This window comes from Dactylosporangium sucinum (assembly GCF_014647515.1).
Taxonomy (GTDB): domain Bacteria; phylum Actinomycetota; class Actinomycetes; order Mycobacteriales; family Micromonosporaceae; genus Dactylosporangium; species Dactylosporangium sucinum.
The window spans coordinates 96,259-116,023 of the sequence record NZ_BMPI01000016.1; the positions used below are offsets into that span (position 1 = coordinate 96,259).

At 71.3% G+C, this 19,765-nt stretch carries 17 protein-coding genes and 1 pseudogene; 8 read left to right on the top strand and 10 right to left on the bottom strand.

The genetic code is table 11. The annotated features are described in order from the left end of the window. Positions 1-110: 110 nt before the first annotated feature. Complete coding sequence (locus tag IEZ31_RS18475; RefSeq protein ID WP_190251126.1) at positions 111-1,937, bottom strand: phosphoenolpyruvate carboxykinase (GTP); 1,827 nt, start codon at positions 1,935-1,937, stop codon at positions 111-113. Between the two features lie 291 nt (positions 1,938-2,228). Between IEZ31_RS18475 and IEZ31_RS18480 the strand changes: the two genes are divergently transcribed. Further along, complete coding sequence (locus tag IEZ31_RS18480) at positions 2,229-2,729, top strand: GtrA family protein (RefSeq protein ID WP_229835411.1); 501 nt, start codon at positions 2,229-2,231, stop codon at positions 2,727-2,729. Positions 2,730-2,842: 113 nt separating this feature from the next. Next, positions 2,843-3,421 carry a GtrA family protein gene (locus IEZ31_RS18485; RefSeq protein ID WP_190251127.1) on the top strand — a complete coding sequence of 193 codons (579 nt, stop codon included), beginning with the start codon at positions 2,843-2,845 and terminating at the stop codon, positions 3,419-3,421. 54 nt (positions 3,422-3,475) lie between these two features. Here the strand turns inward: IEZ31_RS18485 and IEZ31_RS18490 are convergent, their stop codons facing one another. Both IEZ31_RS18490 and IEZ31_RS18495 read right to left on the bottom strand, forming a co-directional pair. Next, entirely contained in the window at positions 3,476-3,865 is a 390-nt protein-coding gene (locus IEZ31_RS18490; RefSeq protein ID WP_190251128.1) for a hypothetical protein, read from the bottom strand. Positions 3,866-4,999: 1,134 nt separating this feature from the next. After that, positions 5,000-6,193: pseudogene (locus tag IEZ31_RS18495) on the bottom strand (DNA recombination protein RmuC); the annotation flags it as partial. A 36-nt stretch (positions 6,194-6,229) separates the two neighbouring features. Here IEZ31_RS18495 and IEZ31_RS18500 point away from each other — a divergent pair. Further along, complete coding sequence (locus tag IEZ31_RS18500; RefSeq protein WP_190251130.1) at positions 6,230-7,012, top strand: hypothetical protein; 783 nt, start codon at positions 6,230-6,232, stop codon at positions 7,010-7,012. Positions 7,013-7,025: 13 nt separating this feature from the next. On the opposite strand, the gene IEZ31_RS18505 is transcribed toward IEZ31_RS18500, so the two are convergent. The 5 genes from IEZ31_RS18505 to IEZ31_RS18525 form a co-directional block, all read right to left on the bottom strand. Then, positions 7,026-8,783, bottom strand: coding sequence for a tetratricopeptide repeat protein (locus IEZ31_RS18505; protein WP_190251131.1), 1,758 nt, complete (start codon positions 8,781-8,783; stop codon positions 7,026-7,028). Between the two features lie 209 nt (positions 8,784-8,992). Then, on the bottom strand, positions 8,993-10,798 hold the full coding sequence (locus tag IEZ31_RS18510) for an ABC transporter ATP-binding protein (RefSeq protein ID WP_190251132.1): 1,806 nt from the start codon (positions 10,796-10,798) through the stop codon (positions 8,993-8,995). Next, the gene (locus IEZ31_RS18515; RefSeq protein ID WP_190251133.1) at positions 10,788-12,542 is read right to left on the bottom strand and encodes an ABC transporter ATP-binding protein; all 1,755 of its coding nucleotides are present in this window, start codon (positions 12,540-12,542) and stop codon (positions 10,788-10,790) included. Before IEZ31_RS18515 ends, IEZ31_RS18510 begins: the two co-directional genes overlap by 11 nt. 56 nt (positions 12,543-12,598) lie before the next feature. After that, on the bottom strand, positions 12,599-13,093 hold the full coding sequence (locus IEZ31_RS18520) for a methylated-DNA--[protein]-cysteine S-methyltransferase (RefSeq protein WP_190251134.1): 495 nt from the start codon (positions 13,091-13,093) through the stop codon (positions 12,599-12,601). Beyond that, a complete protein-coding gene (locus IEZ31_RS18525; protein ID WP_190251135.1) occupies positions 13,090-14,484 on the bottom strand; it encodes a DNA-3-methyladenine glycosylase 2 family protein in 1,395 nt (464 codons plus the stop codon). The genes IEZ31_RS18520 and IEZ31_RS18525 overlap by 4 nt, the downstream gene beginning before the upstream one ends. Positions 14,485-14,641: 157 nt before the next feature. Between IEZ31_RS18525 and IEZ31_RS18530 the strand changes: the two genes are divergently transcribed. Beyond that, entirely contained in the window at positions 14,642-15,160 is a 519-nt protein-coding gene (locus tag IEZ31_RS18530; protein ID WP_229835417.1) for a hypothetical protein, read from the top strand. Positions 15,161-15,326: 166 nt separating this feature from the next. On the opposite strand, the gene IEZ31_RS18535 is transcribed toward IEZ31_RS18530, so the two are convergent. Beyond that, positions 15,327-16,148, bottom strand: a complete 822-nt coding sequence (locus IEZ31_RS18535; RefSeq protein ID WP_190251136.1) for an AAC(3) family N-acetyltransferase — start codon at positions 16,146-16,148, stop codon at positions 15,327-15,329. A 23-nt stretch (positions 16,149-16,171) separates the two neighbouring features. On the opposite strand from IEZ31_RS18535, the gene IEZ31_RS18540 reads away from it, so the two are divergent. Together IEZ31_RS18540 and ychF are read left to right on the top strand one after the other, a co-directional pair. Further along, positions 16,172-17,014: a sugar phosphate isomerase/epimerase family protein gene (locus IEZ31_RS18540; RefSeq protein WP_190251137.1), complete on the top strand. Its 843-nt coding sequence runs from the start codon at positions 16,172-16,174 to the stop codon at positions 17,012-17,014. Positions 17,015-17,020: 6 nt separating this feature from the next. After that, on the top strand, positions 17,021-18,094 hold the full coding sequence (gene ychF, locus IEZ31_RS18545) for a redox-regulated ATPase YchF (protein ID WP_190251138.1): 1,074 nt from the start codon (positions 17,021-17,023) through the stop codon (positions 18,092-18,094). 231 nt (positions 18,095-18,325) lie between these two features. Here the strand turns inward: ychF and IEZ31_RS18550 are convergent, their stop codons facing one another. Continuing rightward, a complete protein-coding gene (locus tag IEZ31_RS18550) occupies positions 18,326-18,637 on the bottom strand; it encodes a 4a-hydroxytetrahydrobiopterin dehydratase (protein ID WP_190251139.1) in 312 nt (103 codons plus the stop codon). 206 nt (positions 18,638-18,843) lie between these two features. Here IEZ31_RS18550 and IEZ31_RS18555 point away from each other — a divergent pair, with 206 nt between their 5' ends. Together IEZ31_RS18555 and IEZ31_RS18560 are read left to right on the top strand one after the other, a co-directional pair. Then, complete coding sequence (locus tag IEZ31_RS18555; RefSeq protein WP_190251202.1) at positions 18,844-19,242, top strand: (deoxy)nucleoside triphosphate pyrophosphohydrolase; 399 nt, start codon at positions 18,844-18,846, stop codon at positions 19,240-19,242. Further along, positions 19,239-19,742, top strand: coding sequence for a DUF1990 domain-containing protein (locus tag IEZ31_RS18560; protein WP_229835419.1), 504 nt, complete (start codon positions 19,239-19,241; stop codon positions 19,740-19,742). The genes IEZ31_RS18555 and IEZ31_RS18560 overlap by 4 nt, the downstream gene beginning before the upstream one ends. Positions 19,743-19,765 lie beyond the last annotated feature (23 nt).

A 19,765-nucleotide genomic window follows, 5' to 3' on the forward strand; every position in this document is an offset into this window, starting at 1 on the left:
GGCACAGAAGACTAGCGACCTACCGGGCAAAACAACACCGTCAGCCGTGCACTGGACAGTTGCGAATCGGCGGCCGGCCCGAGCTCGGCCGGCCGCTCCTCCGCGTCCGGTCAGCCCAGCCGGGCCTTCAAAGCGTCCAGCTCGGCCCACAGGACGCCCGGCAGCTTGTCGCCGAACTTGGTGAACCATTCCGCCACCTGGGGGACCTCGGCCCGCCACTCGTCGCGGTCGACCCGCAGGACGGCCGCCAGGTCCTCGGCCGACAGGTCGAGGCCATCGACGTCGAGCGACTCGGGCGTGGGCACGTGGCCGATCGGCGTCTCGACCGCGGCCGCGGTGCCCTCGATGCGCTCGACGACCCACTTGAGCACCCGCGAGTTCTCGCCGAAGCCCGGCCAGAGGAACCGGCCGTCGTCGCCGCGGCGGAACCAGTTGACGTAGAAGATCCGCGGCAGCTTGTTGGCGTCGCCGTCGACGCCCTTGCCCATCTCGATCCAGTGGGCGAAGTAGTCACCCCCGTGGTACCCGATGAACGGCAGCATCGCCATGGGGTCCCGGCGCACCACCCCGACCTGGCCGACCGCGGCCGCCGTCGTCTCGCTCGACAGCGTCGCGCCCAGGTAGACGCCGTGCACCCAGTCGCGCGCCTCGGTGACCAGCGGGATCGTCGTCTTGCGCCGGCCGCCGAACAGGATCGCGTCGATCGGCACGCCCTTCGGGTCGTCGTACTCGTCGGCGAGGATCGGGCACTGCTCGATCGGCGTGCAGAACCGCGAGTTGGGGTGCGAGGACGGGCCCTCGGCGTCGGGCGTCCAGTCCTGGCCCTTCCAGTCGGTGAGGTGCGCGGGCGGCTCACCCATGCCCTCCCACCAGATGTCTCCGTCGTCGGTGAGCGCCACGTTGGTGAAGACCGAGTTGCCGCGGGCCAGGGTGCGCATCGCGTTGGGGTTGGTCTTCCAGTCGGTGCCCGGCGCGACGCCGAACAGCCCGAACTCCGGGTTGACCGCGTAGAGGCGGCCGTCCTCGCCGAAGCGCATCCAGGCGATGTCGTCACCGAGCGTCTCGACCTTCCAGCCCGGGATCGTCGGCTCGAGCATGGCCAGGTTCGTCTTGCCGCACGCGCTCGGGAATGCGGCGGCGACGTACTTCACCACGCCCGCCGGCGAGGTGAGCTTGAGGATGAGCATGTGCTCGGCGAGCCAGCCCTCGTCGCGCCCCATCACGCTGGCGATGCGCAGCGAGAAGCACTTCTTGCCGAGCAGCGAGTTGCCGCCGTATCCGGACCCGAAGCTCCAGATCTCCCGCGTCTCCGGGAACTGGGAGATGTACTTCGTGTCATTGCACGGCCACGCGACGTCGTCGGCGCCGTGCTCCAGCGGGGCGCCGACCGAGTGCAGGCAGGGGACGAACGGCGCGTCGGCACCCATCTTGTCGAGTACCGCGCTGCCCATCCGGGTCATGATCCGCATCGACGCCACGACGTACGGCGAGTCGGTCAGCTCGACGCCGAACATCGGCTGTTCGGCGGTGAGCGGTCCCATGCAGAAGGGGATGACGTACATCGTGCGCCCGCGCATGCAGCCGTCGTACAGGGCCGTCATGCGCCGTTTCATCTCGTCCGGCGCCATCCAGTTGTTCGTCGGGCCGGCGTCGGCCTCGTCGACCGAGCAGATGAACGTGCGCTCCTCGACGCGGGCGACGTCGGAGGGGTCGGTCCGCGCCCAGAACGAGTTCGGTCGCTTGGCCGGGTCGAGCCGGACAAGCGCGCCGGACTCGACCAGCTCGTCGGTGATCCGCCGCCACTCCTGCTCGGATCCGTCACACCAGACCACCCGCTCGGGCCTGGTGAGCTCGGCGACCTCGCGTATCCAGGCGAGCAGCCGAGGGTGCGACGTCGGCGCCTGGTCGAGACCGGGGACTATGGCTGGTGCTGACATGGCGAAACTCCTCGTGGTCGGCACTGACCCAGCCGTTCCGGGGTATGCCGGAACGCGACACGCGATGGAGCGAGCGGGTCGTGAATTGCACAGCTGATTTGCCTCAGACTAAAACAGCGCGCTGGCCGGGGCATCGCGAGAGCTTGTGAAACGCTGCACAAATTCCGGATAATCTCGTGGCCACTCGCAGAATCTCGCGCGAACTTTTCGTCAACCGCGCACCATCGAGCAAACCGTCCGGTCCGCCTCGGACGGTCCCGCCGGGGTCACCGGTGCCGTACCCTCTGCGAGGTGACGGAGTTGCAGGAGACGTCTGTTCCGGTGGCGCGGCCCGGCGGTCTACGCGGTCTCTACGCCCGGTTCCAGCACCTGGTGCATGAGCTGGGGAAGTTCGGCACGGTCGGCGCGATCTCGTTCGCCGTCGACTTCGGCATCTTCAACGCCCTGCTGTTCGCCGACGTCCACCCGCTGCTGGCCGCCACGATCTCGATGGTCGTCGCCGCCACGGTGGCCTTCGTCGGCAACCGCTTCTGGACCTGGCGCGACCGCGAGCGGACCAACCTCCGCCGCGAGTACACGCTGTACTTCCTGTTCAACCTGGTCGGCCTGGGCATCGCTCTCGTCTGCCTGTGGTTCAGCCACTACGTGCTCGGCGCGATGTGGCCGTTCTTCGAGGGCAAGCTCGCCGACAACATCGCGAAGAACCTCGTGGGCATGGCGCTGGGGACGATGTTCCGCTTCTGGTCGTACCGCCAGATCGTCTTCAAGAAGCGGGAAGCTGACCCTGCGTGATCGACCCCCGTGGGTAACGGGGCGGTTGCGAAGGTGACAAGGAACGGGTGACCTGGCCCGCAGTACACCGTTTGCGGCGGGCACCGGTTGGCCACCTCCCGTAAGGTTGCACAGTGCGCCTTGCCAGCAATCTTCGCGACCGGTACGTGCCCGAGCGCTACCGTTCGCTCGTCACCGAGCTGTTCAAGTTCGCCGCCGTCGGCGGTGTGAACACGGTCATCGACTACACGGTGCTGAACCTGCTGCTGTCGATCGGGCCGCTCAAGGCCAAGATCGTCGCTGCCGTCGTGGCGACCACGGCGTCGTACGTACTCAACCGCCAGTGGACCTTCCAGTCCCGCGACCGCAGCACGATCCGCCGCGAATACACGCTCTTCTTCGCGCTGAACGGCGTGGGCCTGTTCATCCAGGGCGCCGTGCTCGCCGTGGCCAAGTACGGCCTCGACTTCAGCGAGCACAACAGCGACGACCGGCTGGCGTTCAACATCGCCAACGCGGTGGGCATCGCGGTGGCGATGGTCTTCCGCTTCTGGGCGTACCGCACGTTCGTCTTCCGTCCGACCCCGGCGACTCCGGAGGACGAGCTGGAGGCCGAGGTCGAGGCCCTGGAGGCGGCCCTCACGGACGTGGCGGTGGCCCCGACCCCGCGCCACGCCGAAGAGGACGACTTAGAGGACGCAAGGGTCCGCTAGCCGGGCCGGTCGGCGCGCTTCCGGGTGGCCCGGCTCAAATGGTCTTTCGGCGGGTCAGCGTGCCGTGGCAATCACGCTGACCGGCGGGTCACCATGCGTGTACAGCGTGTCAACGACGACCTTGAGCCCCGGGTTGGCCTGCACCCGGTCATAGGCTCGCGACTTGATCCGCTCCCGGTCGAACTCGATCCGCTCGGGCTTCCCGGGCGAGTACCGCACCCAGGTCTCCTCCCCGATCATGGGCCCGGCGGTCCCACGCAGCTTGACGCTGATCGAGGCCATGAACGGCGCCCCGTCCTCGGGGAACACATTGACGCTGACGGTGTACCGAGCGGCAACGGTGTTCCCGTGCGAGTCGACGTTCTGCAGCCCGAAGTCGACGCGGGCGATCTCTCCGCGGGCAACGATCGCATCGGCGCCGGGCTTCCGGCCAAATCCAAACATGCGCGAGACGCTATGCCGACCGACGGGTACCCCACGATCATGTCCCCGACACTCATCAGTACACCGACCGACACGCACCGCGGTCATTAGCCCCCAAATGGCCCGTACCAGCGCCGCGCCCGCCCCATGATCACGGAACTTTCCGCGTCGTACAGGACTGAAAACCTCCGCGATCATGAACCGCCCCGACCCGGCGCCCCTCGCCGCAGCTTCAGACCCACGCTCGCGGCCACCCCGGAGGGGTCTCCATGATCAATGGAAGCATTTGGCTGTCAGGGCAGCCATAAGTCTCCTTTGATCATGGCCGGATCCGACCACCCGCCGCGAGGTCGGCACGCGACATCCCCCCAATCCGGGCAATTAACCCAGATGGGAAAGCGGCCGAACCCAAGCCGGTGGACCGACCGACGACCCGCGGGCCAGGGACCAAGACCGGGAAGCTCAGTAGCGAACGACACCGACGCAGCAGATCCGGACAGCGACGGGAAGAACGGCCGGGCGGCCACGGGCCGGCGGCGACGCGGTGCGGCTGGAGAGCGGCGGCCAAGAGGGCTTGGCGGTCGCGGCCGGGCGGCGATGCGGGGCCGCGAGGCCGCGGCGGGCAAAGGGCCAGGCGGTCGCGGCCGGGCCGGCCGGGCGGCGTTGCTGTGGAGCGGGGCGCGGCGGGCAAGAAGGTGCCAGGCTGCCCCTGGGCGAGAGGCCTTGTTCGGCTGGCCGCGTGCGAGTCCGCCGGAACGGCGGATGCCGTCCCGCGCGGTGACTGGTCGGTGCAGGGGGCGAAGGGCCGACAGCGGTCGGCGGCTATTGCGGTGGGTCTTCCCGGTATGCGGCCATCAGCAGCATGGCGTACTCCGTGGCGGGATCGCGCGCCGCCGGCGAGTCCGAGGAAGCCGCACCCGGCTGGTGATCGCGGACCTGCTCGCCCCGATCGTGGTCAAGCCCGGCGACCGCCGAGGCACCGGCGAAGGCGGAGGCCGGGGCTGTCCCGGAAGCGGGAGCCGGGGCGGCGGCGGGGTTGGCGGCGGAAGCGGGAGCTGGGATGACGGCGGAAGCGGTGGCGGCGGTGGAAGCCGGGGGCGGGGCGGGCTGGGCGGGCTGGGGCGAGGCGGGCTGGGGCGGAGGCGGGGCGAGCTGGGTCGGAGGTGGGGCGGGCTGGGGCTGGGGCGGGGCGAACTGGGGCGGGGGTGGGGGTGGGGTGAGTTCGGGGGAGTGGAGGGTGCGGGCGGTCAGGTCCACCGGCTGGGGGGTCGGGATCGGGTCGGCGCTGATGCCCATCTCGGCCAGTTTGCGGGCCGAGACCAGCACCCGCGACTCCAGCGAGCCGACCGCGCGGTTGTAGGAGGACACCGCCGTGGTCAGGGCGGCGCCGACCTTGGACAGGTGGTCGCCCATTGTGGACAGTCGGGCGTAGAGCTCGCGGGCCGTGCGGTGGACGGCGAAGGCGTTTGCCGTCAGGGAGTCCTGGCGCCAGCCGTAGGCGACCGTGCGCAGCAGGGCGACCAGGGTGGCCGGGGTGGCCAGGACCACGTTGTGGGCGAAGGCGTGCTCCAGCAACGACGGGTCGTGTTGCAGTGCGGCGTCGAGGAAGGTGTCGGCCGGGACGAAGAGGACGACGAACTCCGGGGCCGGCTCGAAGGCGGACCAGTAGGACTTGGCCGACAGGGCGTCGACGTGGGCGCGGAGGTGGCGGGCGTGCTGGGTCAGGGCGGCCGTGCGGGCGGCCTCGTCGCGGGCCTCCATCGCCGCCAGGTAGCCCTCCAGCGGGGCCTTGGCGTCGACCACCACCTGGCGGGCGCCGTGCAGGCGGACGACCAGGTCGGGGCGCTGGACGCCGGCGTCCGTGACGGCCGTCACCTGCTCGTCGAAGTCGCAGTGCTCCAGCAGGCCGGCGACCTCCACGATACGGCGCAGCTGGTGCTCGCCCCAGCGGCCGCGGACCTGCGGGGCGCGCAGCGCGCCGACGAGCTGGCGGGTCTCGGTGCGCAGCTCGCCGGAGACCTCGTGCATGGCGCGGACCTGCTCGCGCAGCGACTCGTAGGCGCCGACGCGGTCGCGCTCCAGCTCGGCGATCCGCCGCTCGTAGCGCTGCAACGCCTCGTGCAACGGCGCGACCGCGTCGGCGACCGCGTCCTGGGTCTGCGCGCGGGCCTCGAACGTCAGGTTGCGCAGGGAGGACTCCAGCCGGGCCTCACCGTCGCGCGTGGCCTGCAGCGTGGCCTCCAGCTTCGCCAGCTCGACCGCGGACCGCGAACGGGCCACGAACCAGCCCGCGAACGCACCGACGGCCAGGCCCACGATCAGCAGCAGGAGTTCCACGTCGATCAGCATGCCTTAGGGGTACGACAGAAACGGTACCTTCGAAGCATGGGTACCTGGATCGTCCTCATCGTGCTGGTCGCCGCGGTCGCCGCCGTGGTGGTCGCGGTCGGCAACGGGCGCAAGAAGCGGGCGGCGCAGCAGTTGGCCGACGCCCGCGAAGACGCACTGCGCTGGTACGAGCGCCTGGGCGGGCAGGTGATGAATCTCTCCGGCGACGCGCCGGCGGTCAAGCAGGCACTGGTCGACGCCGGTGAGCGGTACAACGCAGCCGGCTCCCAGCTCGAGCGTTCCACGACCGCGAAGCAGTACGAGCTGGCCCGCGAGACGGCCCTCGAAGGCCTCGCCTACGTCCGGGCGGCCCGCGTCGCGCTCGGCCTCGACCCCGGCCCCGACCTGCCGCCGCTCGCCGGTGCCCGGGCCGCCGGCCAGATCACCAAGGACCGCGAGATCGACGTGCAGGGCCACAACTACCGGGCCAGCCCGCAGCCGGGCAACGCGACGCCGTACTACTACCCCGGTGGCCGGGTCGCCGGCCGCGGAGTGCCCGCCGGCTGGTATTCCGAGCCGTGGTGGAAGACGGCCCTCGTCGCCGGCGCGTGGGGCGTCGGCTCGGTCCTCGTCTTCGACGCCCTGTTCAGCCCGGCCTGGGGCGACAGCGGCTACGACGCGGGCTACAACGCCGGCTTCGACCAGGGTTACGACCAGGGCTTCGACCAGAGCGGCGACATGGGCGGCGCCGACCCCGGCGACTACGGGGACGCGGGATTCGGCGAGGCCGGCGACTTCGGCGGCGGGGACTTCGGCGGCGACTTCGGCGGAGATTTCTAGACGACGCAGCGCGCTAGTAATGATGCGAGCCCTGCGCCCCGCGCAGGGCTCGCTCCGCAAGCGCCAGATCCGAAGCCGCCGCCCGAGCGAACGGGCTGCTCGACCCCAGCAGCTGCGCGTAGACGGCCTGCGCGGCCCGGTACTCCGTGATCGCCTCGTCCAACCGCCCCAGGTCGTGCAGCACGCTGGCCAGCCGGTGCCGGGACACGGCCGTGTCCAGGTGGACCGGCCCGAGCAGCCGTAACCGGCTGCCGAGCACCGCCCGGTGCTCGGCCTCGGCCTCGGCCAGCCGCCCGGCGTGGTGCAGCGCGGAGGCCAGCAGCGACCGGCTCATGAGCGTGTCCCGGTGCTCCGACCCGAGCAGCCGCGCCCGGGCCCGCATCACGGTGTCGTGCTCCGCGATCGCCCGGTCGAGTTCGCCCATGTCCTGGTACACCTTGGCGAGGTTGCTCCGGCTGATCAGCGTTTCCTGGTGGTTCGTCCCGAGGACCCGCGTGCGCGCCTCCAGGACCCGCTGGTGCTCCGTCTCCGACCGGGTCAGGTCGCCGAGCTGGTGGTAGATCGTCGCCAGGTGGCTCCGGCTGGTCAGCGTGTCCGGGTGGTCCTCGCCGAGGATCCGCATCCGCGCGGTGAGCACCTCGTCGCACTCGACCAGCGCCTCGGCCAGCCGGTCGAGGTCGCGCAGCACCGTCGCGTGCTGGTCGCGGGCGGTCAGCGTGTCGGGGTGGTCCCAGCCGAGGGCGTGGGCGCGGGCGTCGACGATCTCGCGATACGCCTCCTCGGCCTCCTGCAGCTGGCCCCGCCAGTGCAGGTCGGTCGCGCGCTGCCAGCCGGCGGAGTCGTCGTAGACGCGGGGCGCGGGCGAGGGGCGCCGCCGGGGCTCCGGCGCGGGCCACTCAACGGGATCCGGCTCCGGGTCGCCGTAGACGGTGGAGCTGGTGGCATAGGCAGGCTCGTCGTCGTCATCGAGGTGCCCGGCGGACTGCTGGTGCGGGATGGTGGCGGCGGGCCGCGTCGGGATGCGCACGGGCTCGACGACCGGGTCGTCCTCCTCGACGAACGACGGCACCTCCAGCGGCGACTCCATGCCCCGCCGCCGCAGCTCCCGCTTCAGCGAGACGATCGCGTCGGAGATGCCGTCGGAGTGGTCGCCGAGCCGCCAGGCGACGGCCGCGACGGGCCGGTCGAGCAGCGTTCCCAGCTGCCGCACCGAGGACAGGATCGACTCGTCGGGCGCCGCGTTGACGATGACCAGCGCGGCCCGGAACGGTGCCGTCGCGCCGACCAGCAGCGCCTGGTAGGTGGTCTGCATGCGGGAGATGGAGAAGCCCGTGCCGGCCCGGATGTCGACCATGATGTGCAGCTCGGACATCGCGATCGGCCCCAGAAAGTACCCGAAGACGGGCTGGAGCTTCTGACCCTCGCGCCCGGCCGCCTCGTAGAGGGCCGCGTTGGCGCCCTCGTGATAGGCGATGGCCTGCGGCGCGTGACCCCGGATGAGCTGCACGAAGCGGTCGTAGGCGCCCTCGGCGTCACCCTCCTGCTGCGCCTTGCCGGCGGAGGCGAGCCGCTCCTCGCGGTCGCCCGAGCGGACCACGATGGCGCCGCCCGACAGCCCCGCGAGGCCGACGAGCACCCCGGCCGCGACCAGCGCGGCGGCGCCCGCCGTGCTGCGGAACTGCACCGTCGTGAGCACGCCCAGGGCGACCAGGGCAAGCCCGACGAGCACGACGGTGAATCGGGTCTGGCTACTCCATCGTCCGCCAGTCATCGGTCCTCTTCTGCCAGCTGTCGTCACCGCAAGCGACAGGTCCGGATCATCAGCGTGACGAGAATCTTCCCACGGATGAACCAGTCCACGATAGATCGACCGCGTGAACCCCCGCCATTCACGTGTAGAGGGACATTGAACTGTCAATTACCCGACAGGGAGACCTGCGTAACCCGAGCGCGGCGGCCTTGACGGCTATCGCCTGAGAGCTAGAGCAGTGAATCGCGCCATTGTGTGTGGAGTTCCGCGTAATGCCCGCCGCCCCGGATGAGTGACGCGGGCGGCCCGTCCTCCACGATCCGGCCCCCCGACAGCACCAGCACGCGGTCGGCGATCTCCACTGTGGACAACCGGTGCGCGATGACCAGCGCCGTGCGCGAGGCGAGGATCGTGCGCAGCGCCTCCTGCACCAGCCGCTCGGAGGGAATGTCCAGAGAGGACGTCGCCTCGTCCAGGATCAGCACCGCCGGGTCGGCGAGGAAGGCCCGCGCGAACGCGACCAGCTGCCGCTGCCCGGCCGACAGCCGTCCGCCCCGCTTCCGCACGTCGGTGTCGTAGCCGTCGGGCAGGCCGCGGATGAACTCGTCGGCGCCGATCGCCGCGGCCGCCGCCTCGATCTCCACGCGCGACGCGCCGGGCCGTCCGAAGCCGATATTCGAGGCGACGGTACCGCTGAACAGGTAGTTCTCCTGGGTCACCATCACGACCGCGCGCCGCAGGTCGTCCTCGGCGACCGAGCGCAGGTCGACGCCGTCGAGCCGCACCTCGCCCGACGTCGGGTCGTAGAACCGCGCCACCAGCTTGGCGACCGTCGACTTCCCGGCGCCGGTCGCGCCGACCAGGGCAATCGTCTGCCCGGCCGGGACGTGCAGGTCGAGCGACGGGATCACGACGGTGCCGGAGCGGTACGCGAAGGACACCCGGTCGAACGTCAGCGCGCCGACGGGATGGCGCAACGGCGCCGGCGAAGCGGGCTCCGGGACCGAGCACGGCTCATCCAGTACCGCTGCCAGCTTTTCCAACGCGGCCGTCGCGGACTGCAGCGTGTTGTAGAACTGCGCCAGCTCCTGTATCGGCTCGTAGAAGCGGCGCAGGTACAGCAGGAACGCCGCGAGCACGCCCACCTCGGCGTGCCCGTGCAGCACCCGCCAGCCGCCGTAGGTGAGCACGATCGCGATCGAGACGTTGCCGATCACCTTGATCGCGGGCGAGTACGTCGCGACGAGGCGCTGCGCGGTCAGGCTGGCCCGGCGGTAGTCGTCGTTGACCGCGCCGAAGATCTCGTCGTTGCGTCGCTCGCGGCGGAACGCCTGGACGGCCCGGATGCCGCCGAGCGACTCGACGAAGTGGATGATGACCAGCGCGATCGTCTCGCGGGTGCGCCGATACGCCCGGGCGCTCGCCCGCTGGAACCAGCGCGACAGCCACAGCAGGAACGGGAACGACGCCAGCGTCACCAGCGCCAGTGGCGGGTCGAGCCAGAGCAGGATGCCGGCCACGGACAGCACCGACAGGCCGGCGAGCACCAGGTCGTCGAGGGCGCCGTCGGCCAGCTCGGAGATGTTGTCGACGTCGCTGGTGAGCCGCGCGATGACCCGGCCGGAGGTGAACCGTTCGTGGAAGCCGATCGAGAGCCGCTGGAAGTGGCGGTACACGCGGGTGCGCAGGTCGAGCAGGACAGCGTTGCCGACCCGGCCGGACAGCGCGAGGTACCAGCGCCGGGTGAGGAACTCCGCCGCCGTCGCGCCCGCGAACGCCACGGCGACCGTGACGAGCACGGTCGGGTCGTCGCGCCCGCCGGTGAGCGGCGGGATGCCCCGGTCGATGCCGAGCTTCACCAGGTAGGGGCCGGCCATCCCGGCGAAGTTCTGCGCGAGCAGCAGCGCGACGAGCACCGCGATCTGCCTCTTGTACGGGCGGAGCAGGCTGCCCAGCAGCCGCCGGCTGGCCACCCGGGCCGTCGGGTCGGGCTCCTCGGTGGCGGTCCCGCGCCACCGCTGGACGTCAACTGCCACGGAGCACGTCCCGGTAGCCGGCGTGGCTGGCCATCAGCTCGGAGTGCGTGCCGATCGCGGTCAGCCGCCCGTCCTCCAGCAGCGCCACCCGGTCGGCGAGCGCGACCGTCGACGGCCGGTGCACCACGAGCAGCGCGGTGGTGCCGGCGAGCACCGTCGACAGCGCCGACTCGACGAGCGCCTCGGTGTGCACGTCGAGCGCGGAGAGCGGGTCGTCGAGCACCAGCACGCGGGGCCGGCCGACGACGGCCCGGGCCAGGGCGAGCCGCTGCCGCTGGCCGCCCGACAGCGACAGCCCCTGCTCGCCGACCCGCGTGTCGAGGCCCCACGGCAGGTCGTACGCGAACTGCGCCTGCGCGATCTGCAGCGCCTCGGCGATCTCGTCGTCGGTCGCGTCGGCGCGGCCCAGCGTGAGGTTCTCCCGCACGCTCATCGAGAACAGCGTCGGGTCCTCGAACGCGGTGCCGACGATCCGCCGCAGCGAGTCGAGCTTCAGGTCCCGCACGTCGTGCCCGTCGATCGTGATCCGTCCCGCGTCGACGTCGTAGAGCCGCGGCACCAGGGAGACCAGCGTCGTCTTGCCGCTGCCGGTGAGCCCGACGATCGCGACCGTCTCACCCGGCGCCACGTCGAGGTCGACGCCCCGCAGCACCGGCCGGCCCGGCTCGTAGCCGAACTCGACCCCCTCGAACCGCAGCCGGCCCTCCACAGTGGACAAATCGGCGGCGCCGGGCCGGTCGGTGATCGAGGGCGGGGTGTCGAACACCTCGTAGATGCGCACGGACGCGCTCATGGCCTCCTGCGCGTTGGCGATGATCCAGCCGAGCAGGTCGATCGGCCAGACCAGCATGACCTGCAGCGCCACGAACGCGACCAGCGCGCCGATCGTCAGCTCGCCCCGGGCGACCAGCACCGCGCCGCTGACCAGCACGACCGCGAGGGTCACGTTCGGCACCAGGTCGAACTGCGACAGCGTCCGCGCGATCATCCGCGACTTGCCCACGCCGAGGTCGTGGACGCGCCGGGCGCCCTCGCCGAAGCGCTCGCCCATGTAGTCGCGCCGGCCGAACGAGCGGATGACCCGGATGCCCTGCGCCGACTCCTCGATCCGGGTGGCCAGGTCGCCGAGCTCGTCCTGCAGCTGGCGGGAGGCGGCGAAGTACCGCGCGGTGAACCGCCGGCTGATCAGGAACAGCGGGATCGCGCTCAGCGTGACCAGCACGCCGAGCGGCCAGTAGAGGTGGATGAGCAGCGCGGACACGGCGATGTACGTGCCGACGTTGAGCACGAAGAAGAACAGGCCGAACGACAGGAACCGCCGGATTGTCGACAGGTCGGCCGTGGCCCGGGAGAGCAGCTGGCCCGACTGCCACCGGTCGTGGAACTCGAGCGGCAGGCGCTGCAGATGCGCGTAGAGGTCCTGGCGGAGCTTCGCCTCCATGCCGACCGACGACGCCGACTGGGCCCAGCGCCGGATGAAGCTCAGCAGCCCCTCCAGCAGGCCCAGGGCGACGGCGAGCGCGCCGAGCAGGAACAGCCCGCGGGTGTCGCCGTGGCGGACCGGCCCGTCGACGACGTGCTGGATGAGGATCGGGATGGCCAGGCTGGCGGCGGTCGACGCGACGGCCGCGACCATCGACCACGCGGTCACGCCGTAGTAGGGCCGCAGGTAGCCGCGCATGCGCCACAGCGCCCTGGCCTTCGCTGACCGCCGCTCCTCCGGGGAAACGACGGTCAGCGACATCACTCCAAGTTAGCCAGCGTTCACATCGACGCCAAGCCATATTCCGACTGGGCGGGCTACTGGCGGGCCGCCTCGAAGTCGAGCAGCCAGCGCTTCACCGGCAGGCCCCAGCGGAATCCGCCGAGCGTGCCGTCGAGGCGCAGCACGCGGTGGCACGGCACGAACAGGGCGGCGGCGTTGCGCCCGCAGGCCTGCGCGGCGGCCCGGATCGCCGGCGGCCGCCCGGACCGGACCGCGAACTCCGAGTAGGTGATGGGCGTGCCGGCCGGGACCCGGCGCAGCACGTCCCAGGCGTGCATGAGGAACTCGCCGCTGTGCTGCCGCACCGGTACCGCGTCGATCGCGGTCAGGTCGCCCTCGTGGTAGGCGCGGACGGCCTTGGTCGTGTCGCCCACGTCGTCGCGCTGTGCCGCCGGCCCGGCGAGCCGAGCCAGCCGGAGCAGTTCGGCGACGTCGGTGGTCCAGCCGCTCGCCAGCACGACGCCGTCGCCGTCGACGACGGTCGTGAACGGGCCGGCCGGGGTGCCGGTCGTTGCGTAGGACAGGTTCACTGCAGCCTCCAGAGTCGGATCACGGCGTACGAGCGCCAGGGGCGCCAGCGCTCGGCGTGCGCCGCGAGGGATTTCGGGTCGTCGGGCAGGCCGGCGGCGCGGGCACCCCGCAGCACGCCCAGGTCGGTGGGGAGAAAGGCGTCGGGGTCGCCGAGGGCCCGCATGGCCGTGTACTGCGCGGTCCAGTCGCCGATGCCGGGCAGCGCCTTGAGCCGGGCGACCGTCTCGGCGCGGTCGCCGCCGCCGTCGAGGTCCAGCTCGCCCTCGGCGATCGCCGTCGCCAGCGCCCGGAGGGTCCGCCGCCGCGACTCGGGCATCGCGAACGCCCCGTCCGGCAGGGCCAGGAACTCCTCCGGCGTCGGGAACAGCCCGGTGATGAGGCGGCCCAGGACGGTCCGGGCCGCGGCGACCGAGATCTGCTGCCCGACGACCGCGCGCACCGCGATCTCGAAGCCGTCGGTCGCCCGCGGTACCCGTACACCTTCTTCCTTCGCCACATAGGGCGCCAGGGCCGGGTCGGCCGCCAGCACCGCGTCGACCGCCGCCGGATCCGCGTCCAGGTCGAACAGCCGGCGGCACCGGGCCACGGCCGGCGCGAGGTCGCGCAGGTCGGCCAGGCGCAGCGTCGCCGCCACGTGCCCGGGCTGCGGCAGCAGCGTGACCCGGCCGGCGCCGTGCGGCAGGTGCAGGTTGCGGTGGTACCCGTCGTCGTCGACCGCGTCGATCCCGGTGACCGTCCGCGCGCCGAGGAACGACAGCAGCGCCTCGGCGTGCAGCGGCGCCCGGTGCGGCAGCCGGACGTGGACAACCCCCTCGTCGTGCGCCGGCTGGGTGCGCCGGGCCCGCAGCTCCGACGGGGTGCGGCCGTAGATCTCGCGCACCGTGTCGTTGAACTGGCGGACGCTGCCGAACCCGGCCGCGAACGCGATCTCGGCCAGCCCGAGCCGGGTCGTCTCGATGAGCACGCGGGCGGTCTGCGCCCGCTGGGCCCGCGCCAGCGCGAGCGGTCCGGCGCCCACCTCCGCGGTGAGCATGCGGTGCAGGTGGCGTTCGGTGTACCCCAGGCGCCCGGCCAGCCCCGGCACGCCGTCCCGATCGACGACCCCGTCGGCGATCAGCCGCATCGCCCGCCCGGCCACGTCGCCGCGGACGTCCCACTCCGGGGAGCCGGGCGCCGCGTCGGGCCGGCAGCGCAGGCAGGCCCGGAAGCCCTCGCGCTGGGCGGCGGCCGCGGTCGGCAGGAAGTGGACGTTCTCCGGCCTCGGGGTGATCGCCGGGCAGGACGGGCGGCAATAGATGCCGGTCGACCTGACACAGGTCACGAAGACCCCGTCGAACCGGGCGTCCCGGCTCGTGGCCGCCTTGCGGCAGGTCTCGAAGTCGAGCTCCATGCCATCCATCCTGCCCCGGCGCGATGGCACCGGCTGGCGGTTTTCGGACGTGGGCGTTCAGTGTCGGCCACCCGGCACATTTCCGGGATTCGCAGGGCCGCTCCGGTGACCTACGTTGTTGGCAGCCAAAGGAAACCCCGGGGACGGAGATACAGCAATGAGCGAGTACGACGCCGACGCGACCACCGGCGCCGAAGACCCCGACGTCGTTGTCGTCGAGGGTGAGGACGGCTCGACGATCTACGCCGTGGACGAGAACCACGACGGCCTGGCCGAGGCCGGCGCCTACGACGCGGACAACGACGGCCAGATCGACGCCGTGGCGCTCGACACCGACGGTGACGGCACCCTGGAGACCGAGGTCGTCGACCTCAACGGCGACGGGAAGTTCGACGCCGTGTTCGTCGACACCGACGGCGACGGCATCAAGGACGTGGCCGGCCTCGACCGCGACGGCGACGGGCTCATCGACCGCGTCGTGGCCGACACCGACGGCGACAACAAGATCGACACCGACGTGCGCGACGACGACTTCGACGGCGTCGCCGACAAGATCTCCTCGGACACCGACGGCGACGGCGACAAGGACGTCACGGTGACGGACGAGGACGGCGACGGCACGTTCGAGACCGTCCACTACGACGACCCGACGACGAACCCGCTCGCGCAGGCGTAATGCTTCGGGGGCCGGCGGGCACTGGCCCGCCGGCCCCCTCCTTCGTAGAGTCCCTGCATGCTCGACGAAACGGAGCTCCTGGCGCCGGCCGAGCAGCAGGCCCGATCGTTTCGCGTCGTACCGGTCGCGCCTGCCGCACAGCGGACATGGCGCGAAGTGGACACCGTCAATCGGTGCCGTTGCGATGGCGCAGCGACAGCCAGTGCGCACCGAAGTCCACCAGGGCGCGCTGCCGCATGAGCCGGCCGGTCCCGGCGCCGACCCGGCCGACCTGCTCGGCGCCGGTGACCGCCGCGAAGTCGGCACCCAGCGGCTCGAACAGCGACGTGTCGTCGGCCAGCTCGCGGTACTCGACCCAGCGCCGCTCGCCGTCCACGGTCATCGGCGAGCCCTGCCGGAGGTACCGCTTCGGTCCGTCGGCCCGGTACTCGGCGAGGTGCAGCGACGTGTTGTTGTCGTGGCCGACGCCGAGCAGCAGCACCCACGCGTCCGCCTCGTACAGCCTCGCGAGCGGCGAGCCCTCGCCGAGGCCGTCGTCCAGCGTGTGCCCGGCGGTGATCGCCTCCGCCCGCGGCCCCCGCGCGGCGAACGAGACCGTCGGGTGGGCGCTGCGCAGTACACCTGGAAATCGCCGGAAACATTCGACGATCGCGCCCATGAAGGTGCTCGGGGTCACGAGCGGGTCGTAGGCCGGGGTCTCCCGCCGGATGATCTCCCACCACGACTCCGGCACGGGCGGGTTGCCCCAGTCGGCCGGCTCGGTGAGGTGCCGCGAGTGCGTCGGCATGACCAGCGTGCCGTCGGTGCCCAGCGAGCTCTGGAGCGCCAGGACGACGGCGTGCGCGCCGCCGGCCACCCAGCCGAGCCGGGACAGCGAGGAGTGGACGATGACCGTCGATCCCGGCTGCACGCCGAGTGCTCGCAGGTCGTCGGCGATGCTCGTCACCGTGCCTGGCAGCTGTGCTCGTTCCACCGCGTCCCGCTCCACGGCAAGCCACCATACTGGGGCGCATGGTCTCGTGGGTGCTGTCCGGGTTCGCGGATGAGATCGATGCCGATCCAGCGGTACAGCTGGCGGTGCTCCTGGCCCTCGGCGCGGGGCACGCCGAGGTGCGCAGCGCGTGGGGCGTCAACGTCGTCGACCTGGACGATGCGCAGGTCGCTCAGCTGGGATCGCTGGTCGCCCGGCACGGGATGGCGGTGTCGGCGGTCGCGTCGCCGATCGGCAAGTCGGACGTCTTCGCCGACCCGTCGGTCGAGCTGGCGCGGCTGCGGCGGGTGATCGCGGTCGGCCAGCGGCTGGGTGCCCGCTACGTGCGGCTGTTCTCGTTCTATCGGCCTGCTGGCGTCGACGTGGGCTCGATTCGTGACATCGTGCTCGCTCGCATGCGGGCATTCGCCGACGTCGCCGAACGGGAGTCGATGGTCCTCGTGCACGAGAACGAGAAGGACATCTATGGCGACGTGCCGTCCCGCGTGCTCGATCTGATCGAGGGGGTCGGCTCGGCGGCGCTGCGGGTGGCCTGGGACAACGCGAACTTCGTGCAGGTCGGCGTGCGGCCGTTCACCGACGGCTACGCGATGCTGCGGCCGCATCTGGAGTATCTGCAGGTCAAGGATGCCTTGTCGGACTCCGGCGGCGTGGTGCCGGCCGGCGCCGGCGACGGCGAGCTGCCGGAGACGCTGACCGCGCTGCGCGACGACGGCTGGACCGGGTTCGCGTCGCTGGAGCCGCACCTCGCCGATCCGGCCTTTCCCGGCGTGCTGTCCGGGCCGCGCCGGTTCGGTGAGGCGGCGTCGGCGTTCCGGTCACTGACCTCCTCACTCGGTATCTCGCTGGCCGCCGTAAGCTGACCTGTCGTGGCACTCACCATCGGCATCGTCGGCCTGCCCAACGTCGGCAAGAGCACCCTGTTCAACGCCCTGACGAAGGGCGACGCGCTCGCCGCGAACTACCCGTTCGCGACCATCGAGCCCAACGTCGGCGTCGTCGGCCTGCCCGACGAGCGCCTGATGAAGCTGGCCGAGCTGTATGACTCGCAGAAGGTCGTCCCGGCCCCGGTGTCGTTCGTCGACATCGCCGGCCTGGTGCGCGGCGCGTCGAAGGGCCAGGGCCGCGGCAACGCGTTCCTCGCCAACATCCGCGACGCGTCGGCGATCTGCCAGGTGGTGCGGGCCTTCTCCGACCCGAACGTGGTCCACGTCGACGGCAAGGTGTCCCCGGCCGACGACATCGAGACGATCAACACCGAGCTGATCCTGGCCGACCTCCAGACGATCGAGAAGGCGCTGCCCCGCCTGGAGAAGGAGGCCAAGGTCCGCAAGGAGCGCGCGGGCGTGGCCGCCGCGGCCAAGGCGGCGGGCGAGCTGCTCAACGGCGGAACGACCCTCTACGCGGGCGGCTTCGACGTCTCCGAGCTGGGCGAGCTGCACCTGCTGACCGCCAAGCCGTTCCTCTACGTCTTCAACGTCGACGAGGCCGGCCTGGCCGACGAGGCGTTCCTCGACGACCTGCGCAAGCTGGTCGCCCCCGCCGAGGCCATCTTCCTCGACGCCAAGATCGAGTCGGAGCTCACCGACCTCGACGAGGAGGAGGCCCTGGAGCTCCTGGCGTCGATCGGCCAGCCGGAGCCCGGCCTGCACCAGCTGATCCGGGTGGGCTTCCGGACGCTCGGCCTGCAGACGTACCTCACCGCGGGCCCGAAGGAGGCCCGCGCCTGGACGATCCCGATCGGCGCCACGGCCCCGGAGGCCGCCGGCGTGATCCACTCGGACTTCCAGCGCGGCTTCATCAAGGCCGAGGTGGTCTCCTACGCCGACCTGATGACGGCGGGCTCGATGAACGCCGCGAAGGCGGCGGGCAAGGTCCGCATCGAGGGCAAGGAGTACATCATGCAGGACGGCGACGTCGTCGAGTTCCGCTTCAACGTCTGACGCCTGGAGTTCGCCCATGATCAATGGAGACTTCTGGCAGTCATGGCAGCCAGAAGTCTCCATTGATCATGGCGCCACTCGAACTGCCGCCTTCCAGCTCGACGCACTTGGTGGCAATTGCCTGGATTGTGGCCTTCTGGAGAAGGATGGCGCTTGGCTGGCTGGATGTGCACGCTCGGACCGTTATGTCCGGCGCCTCAGCAGCCCGCGCGCCTTGCGCCCGCAGCGGGGTCAGGCGGCGCCGGCGATAATGTTCTTGTACAGGTCCTCGATCCGGGCCGCCAGCGTGACCTCACCGGGAGAAAGGTCCGTCGTGCCCGGGACGCGAAGGCGGATCTGGGTGCGACCGTCCAGGCGGCGCACGTCCGGCCGGACGCCGACCGCGTCGGCGACCACTGCCATTCGCTCCGTCAATGCCGCATGCTGGGAGTCGTCGAGGTGCAGCGTTCGGCGGATCTCACCGCCATCGCGCGTCCAGCCTTGCAGAAGTGCCAGCGCATCGCTGAGATAGTCACGGTGATCGTCGCTCCACCGGGCCCGCATTTCGACCTACCCTCCCACGGCATCGTTGCCGGCTTGTGGCCGTTTCGAAGCCTGCCCGTCATCAACGGTGTCTGCAAGTCTGCCGAGCAACCGGTGGATCTGTCCACGGCCACTTTTCCCTCGTCTGGTGAACAACAGGGCATAGCCCGCCACCGGAACTTCATTTCGATCTGGCACTGTGGTTGGTCGTGCAGACCGAACGGTTGATGCCAAGGATCATCGTCGGCGCCGCGATCATTTCCGAGGGGCGCGTCCTGGCCTGCGAGCGCGCCGCGCCGCCCGAAATGGCCGGAAAATGGGAGTTCCCCGGCGGCAAGGTCGACCCCGGTGAGACCGAGGAACAGGCCCTGATCCGTGAATGCCAGGAAGAACTCGGGGTCGACGTCGAGGTCGGCCCGCGCGTGGGAGCCGACATCGCGATGCTCAACGGCACCGCGATTCTCAAGGTGTACCTCGCGAGGTTGGTGAACGGCGCCCAGCCGGTACCACTGGAGCACAGTGACCTTCGGTGGCTCGCCGTGGACGAGCTGAACAGCGTGCCCTGGCTGCCGGCCGACGCGCCGATCGTCGCCGCGCTGGAGCCGTTGCTACCGTCGTCGGCGTGACCCTGACGTACTCCGAGGTCGGCGCGACCCGCGACGGCAGCCTTCCGCCCGGCTACCACCACGTCACACGGCGGGTGCGCGTCGGCTCGGGGCCGGGCGCGTTCGCGACCGCGCGGGAGGCGCTCGCGCGCTGGCAGCCGCAGCGGGGCGCCGGCCTGCGCGTGCGCACGGACGCCGAGCGGCCGGCCATGGGCGTCGAGTTCGCCAGCGGGATCGGCGTCGGCCCGCTGCGGCTCTGGGTGCCGTGCAAGATCGTGTGGGTGGTCGACGAGCCCGACCGGTACGGCTTCGGCTTCGGCACCCTGCCCGGCCACATCGAGCGCGGCGAGGAGGCGTTCCTCCTCTCAACCGACGAGGCCGGCGAGGTGTGGTTCGACGTGCGCGCGTTCAGCCGCCCGGCGAAGTGGTGGGTGAAGCTGGGCGACCCGGTCGCCTGCCTGGTCCAATCGCGGGTCACCGACCGCTACGCCGCCGCCATGCAACAGGGGCCCCGGCAGTAACGCCGAGGCCCCTCGCTGTTCGC

What these genes read in the sequence shown, in the direction of transcription:
- IEZ31_RS18475 (WP_190251126.1), bottom strand. Translation starts at nt 1,937, where the DNA reads ATGTCAGCACCAGCCATAGTCCCCGGTCTCGACCAGGCGCCGACGTCG.
- IEZ31_RS18490 (WP_190251128.1), bottom strand. Translation starts at nt 3,865, where the DNA reads ATGTTTGGATTTGGCCGGAAGCCCGGCGCCGATGCGATCGTTGCCCGC.
- IEZ31_RS18500 (WP_190251130.1), top strand. Translation starts at nt 6,230, where the DNA reads ATGGGTACCTGGATCGTCCTCATCGTGCTGGTCGCCGCGGTCGCCGCC.
- IEZ31_RS18505 (WP_190251131.1), bottom strand. Translation starts at nt 8,783, where the DNA reads ATGACTGGCGGACGATGGAGTAGCCAGACCCGATTCACCGTCGTGCTC.
- IEZ31_RS18515 (WP_190251133.1), bottom strand. Translation starts at nt 12,542, where the DNA reads ATGTCGCTGACCGTCGTTTCCCCGGAGGAGCGGCGGTCAGCGAAGGCC.
- IEZ31_RS18525 (WP_190251135.1), bottom strand. Translation starts at nt 14,484, where the DNA reads ATGGAGCTCGACTTCGAGACCTGCCGCAAGGCGGCCACGAGCCGGGAC.
- IEZ31_RS18530 (WP_229835417.1), top strand. Translation starts at nt 14,642, where the DNA reads ATGAGCGAGTACGACGCCGACGCGACCACCGGCGCCGAAGACCCCGAC.
- IEZ31_RS18540 (WP_190251137.1), top strand. Translation starts at nt 16,172, where the DNA reads ATGGTCTCGTGGGTGCTGTCCGGGTTCGCGGATGAGATCGATGCCGAT.
- IEZ31_RS18550 (WP_190251139.1), bottom strand. Translation starts at nt 18,637, where the DNA reads ATGCGGGCCCGGTGGAGCGACGATCACCGTGACTATCTCAGCGATGCG.
- IEZ31_RS18555 (WP_190251202.1), top strand. Translation starts at nt 18,844, where the DNA reads ATGCCAAGGATCATCGTCGGCGCCGCGATCATTTCCGAGGGGCGCGTC.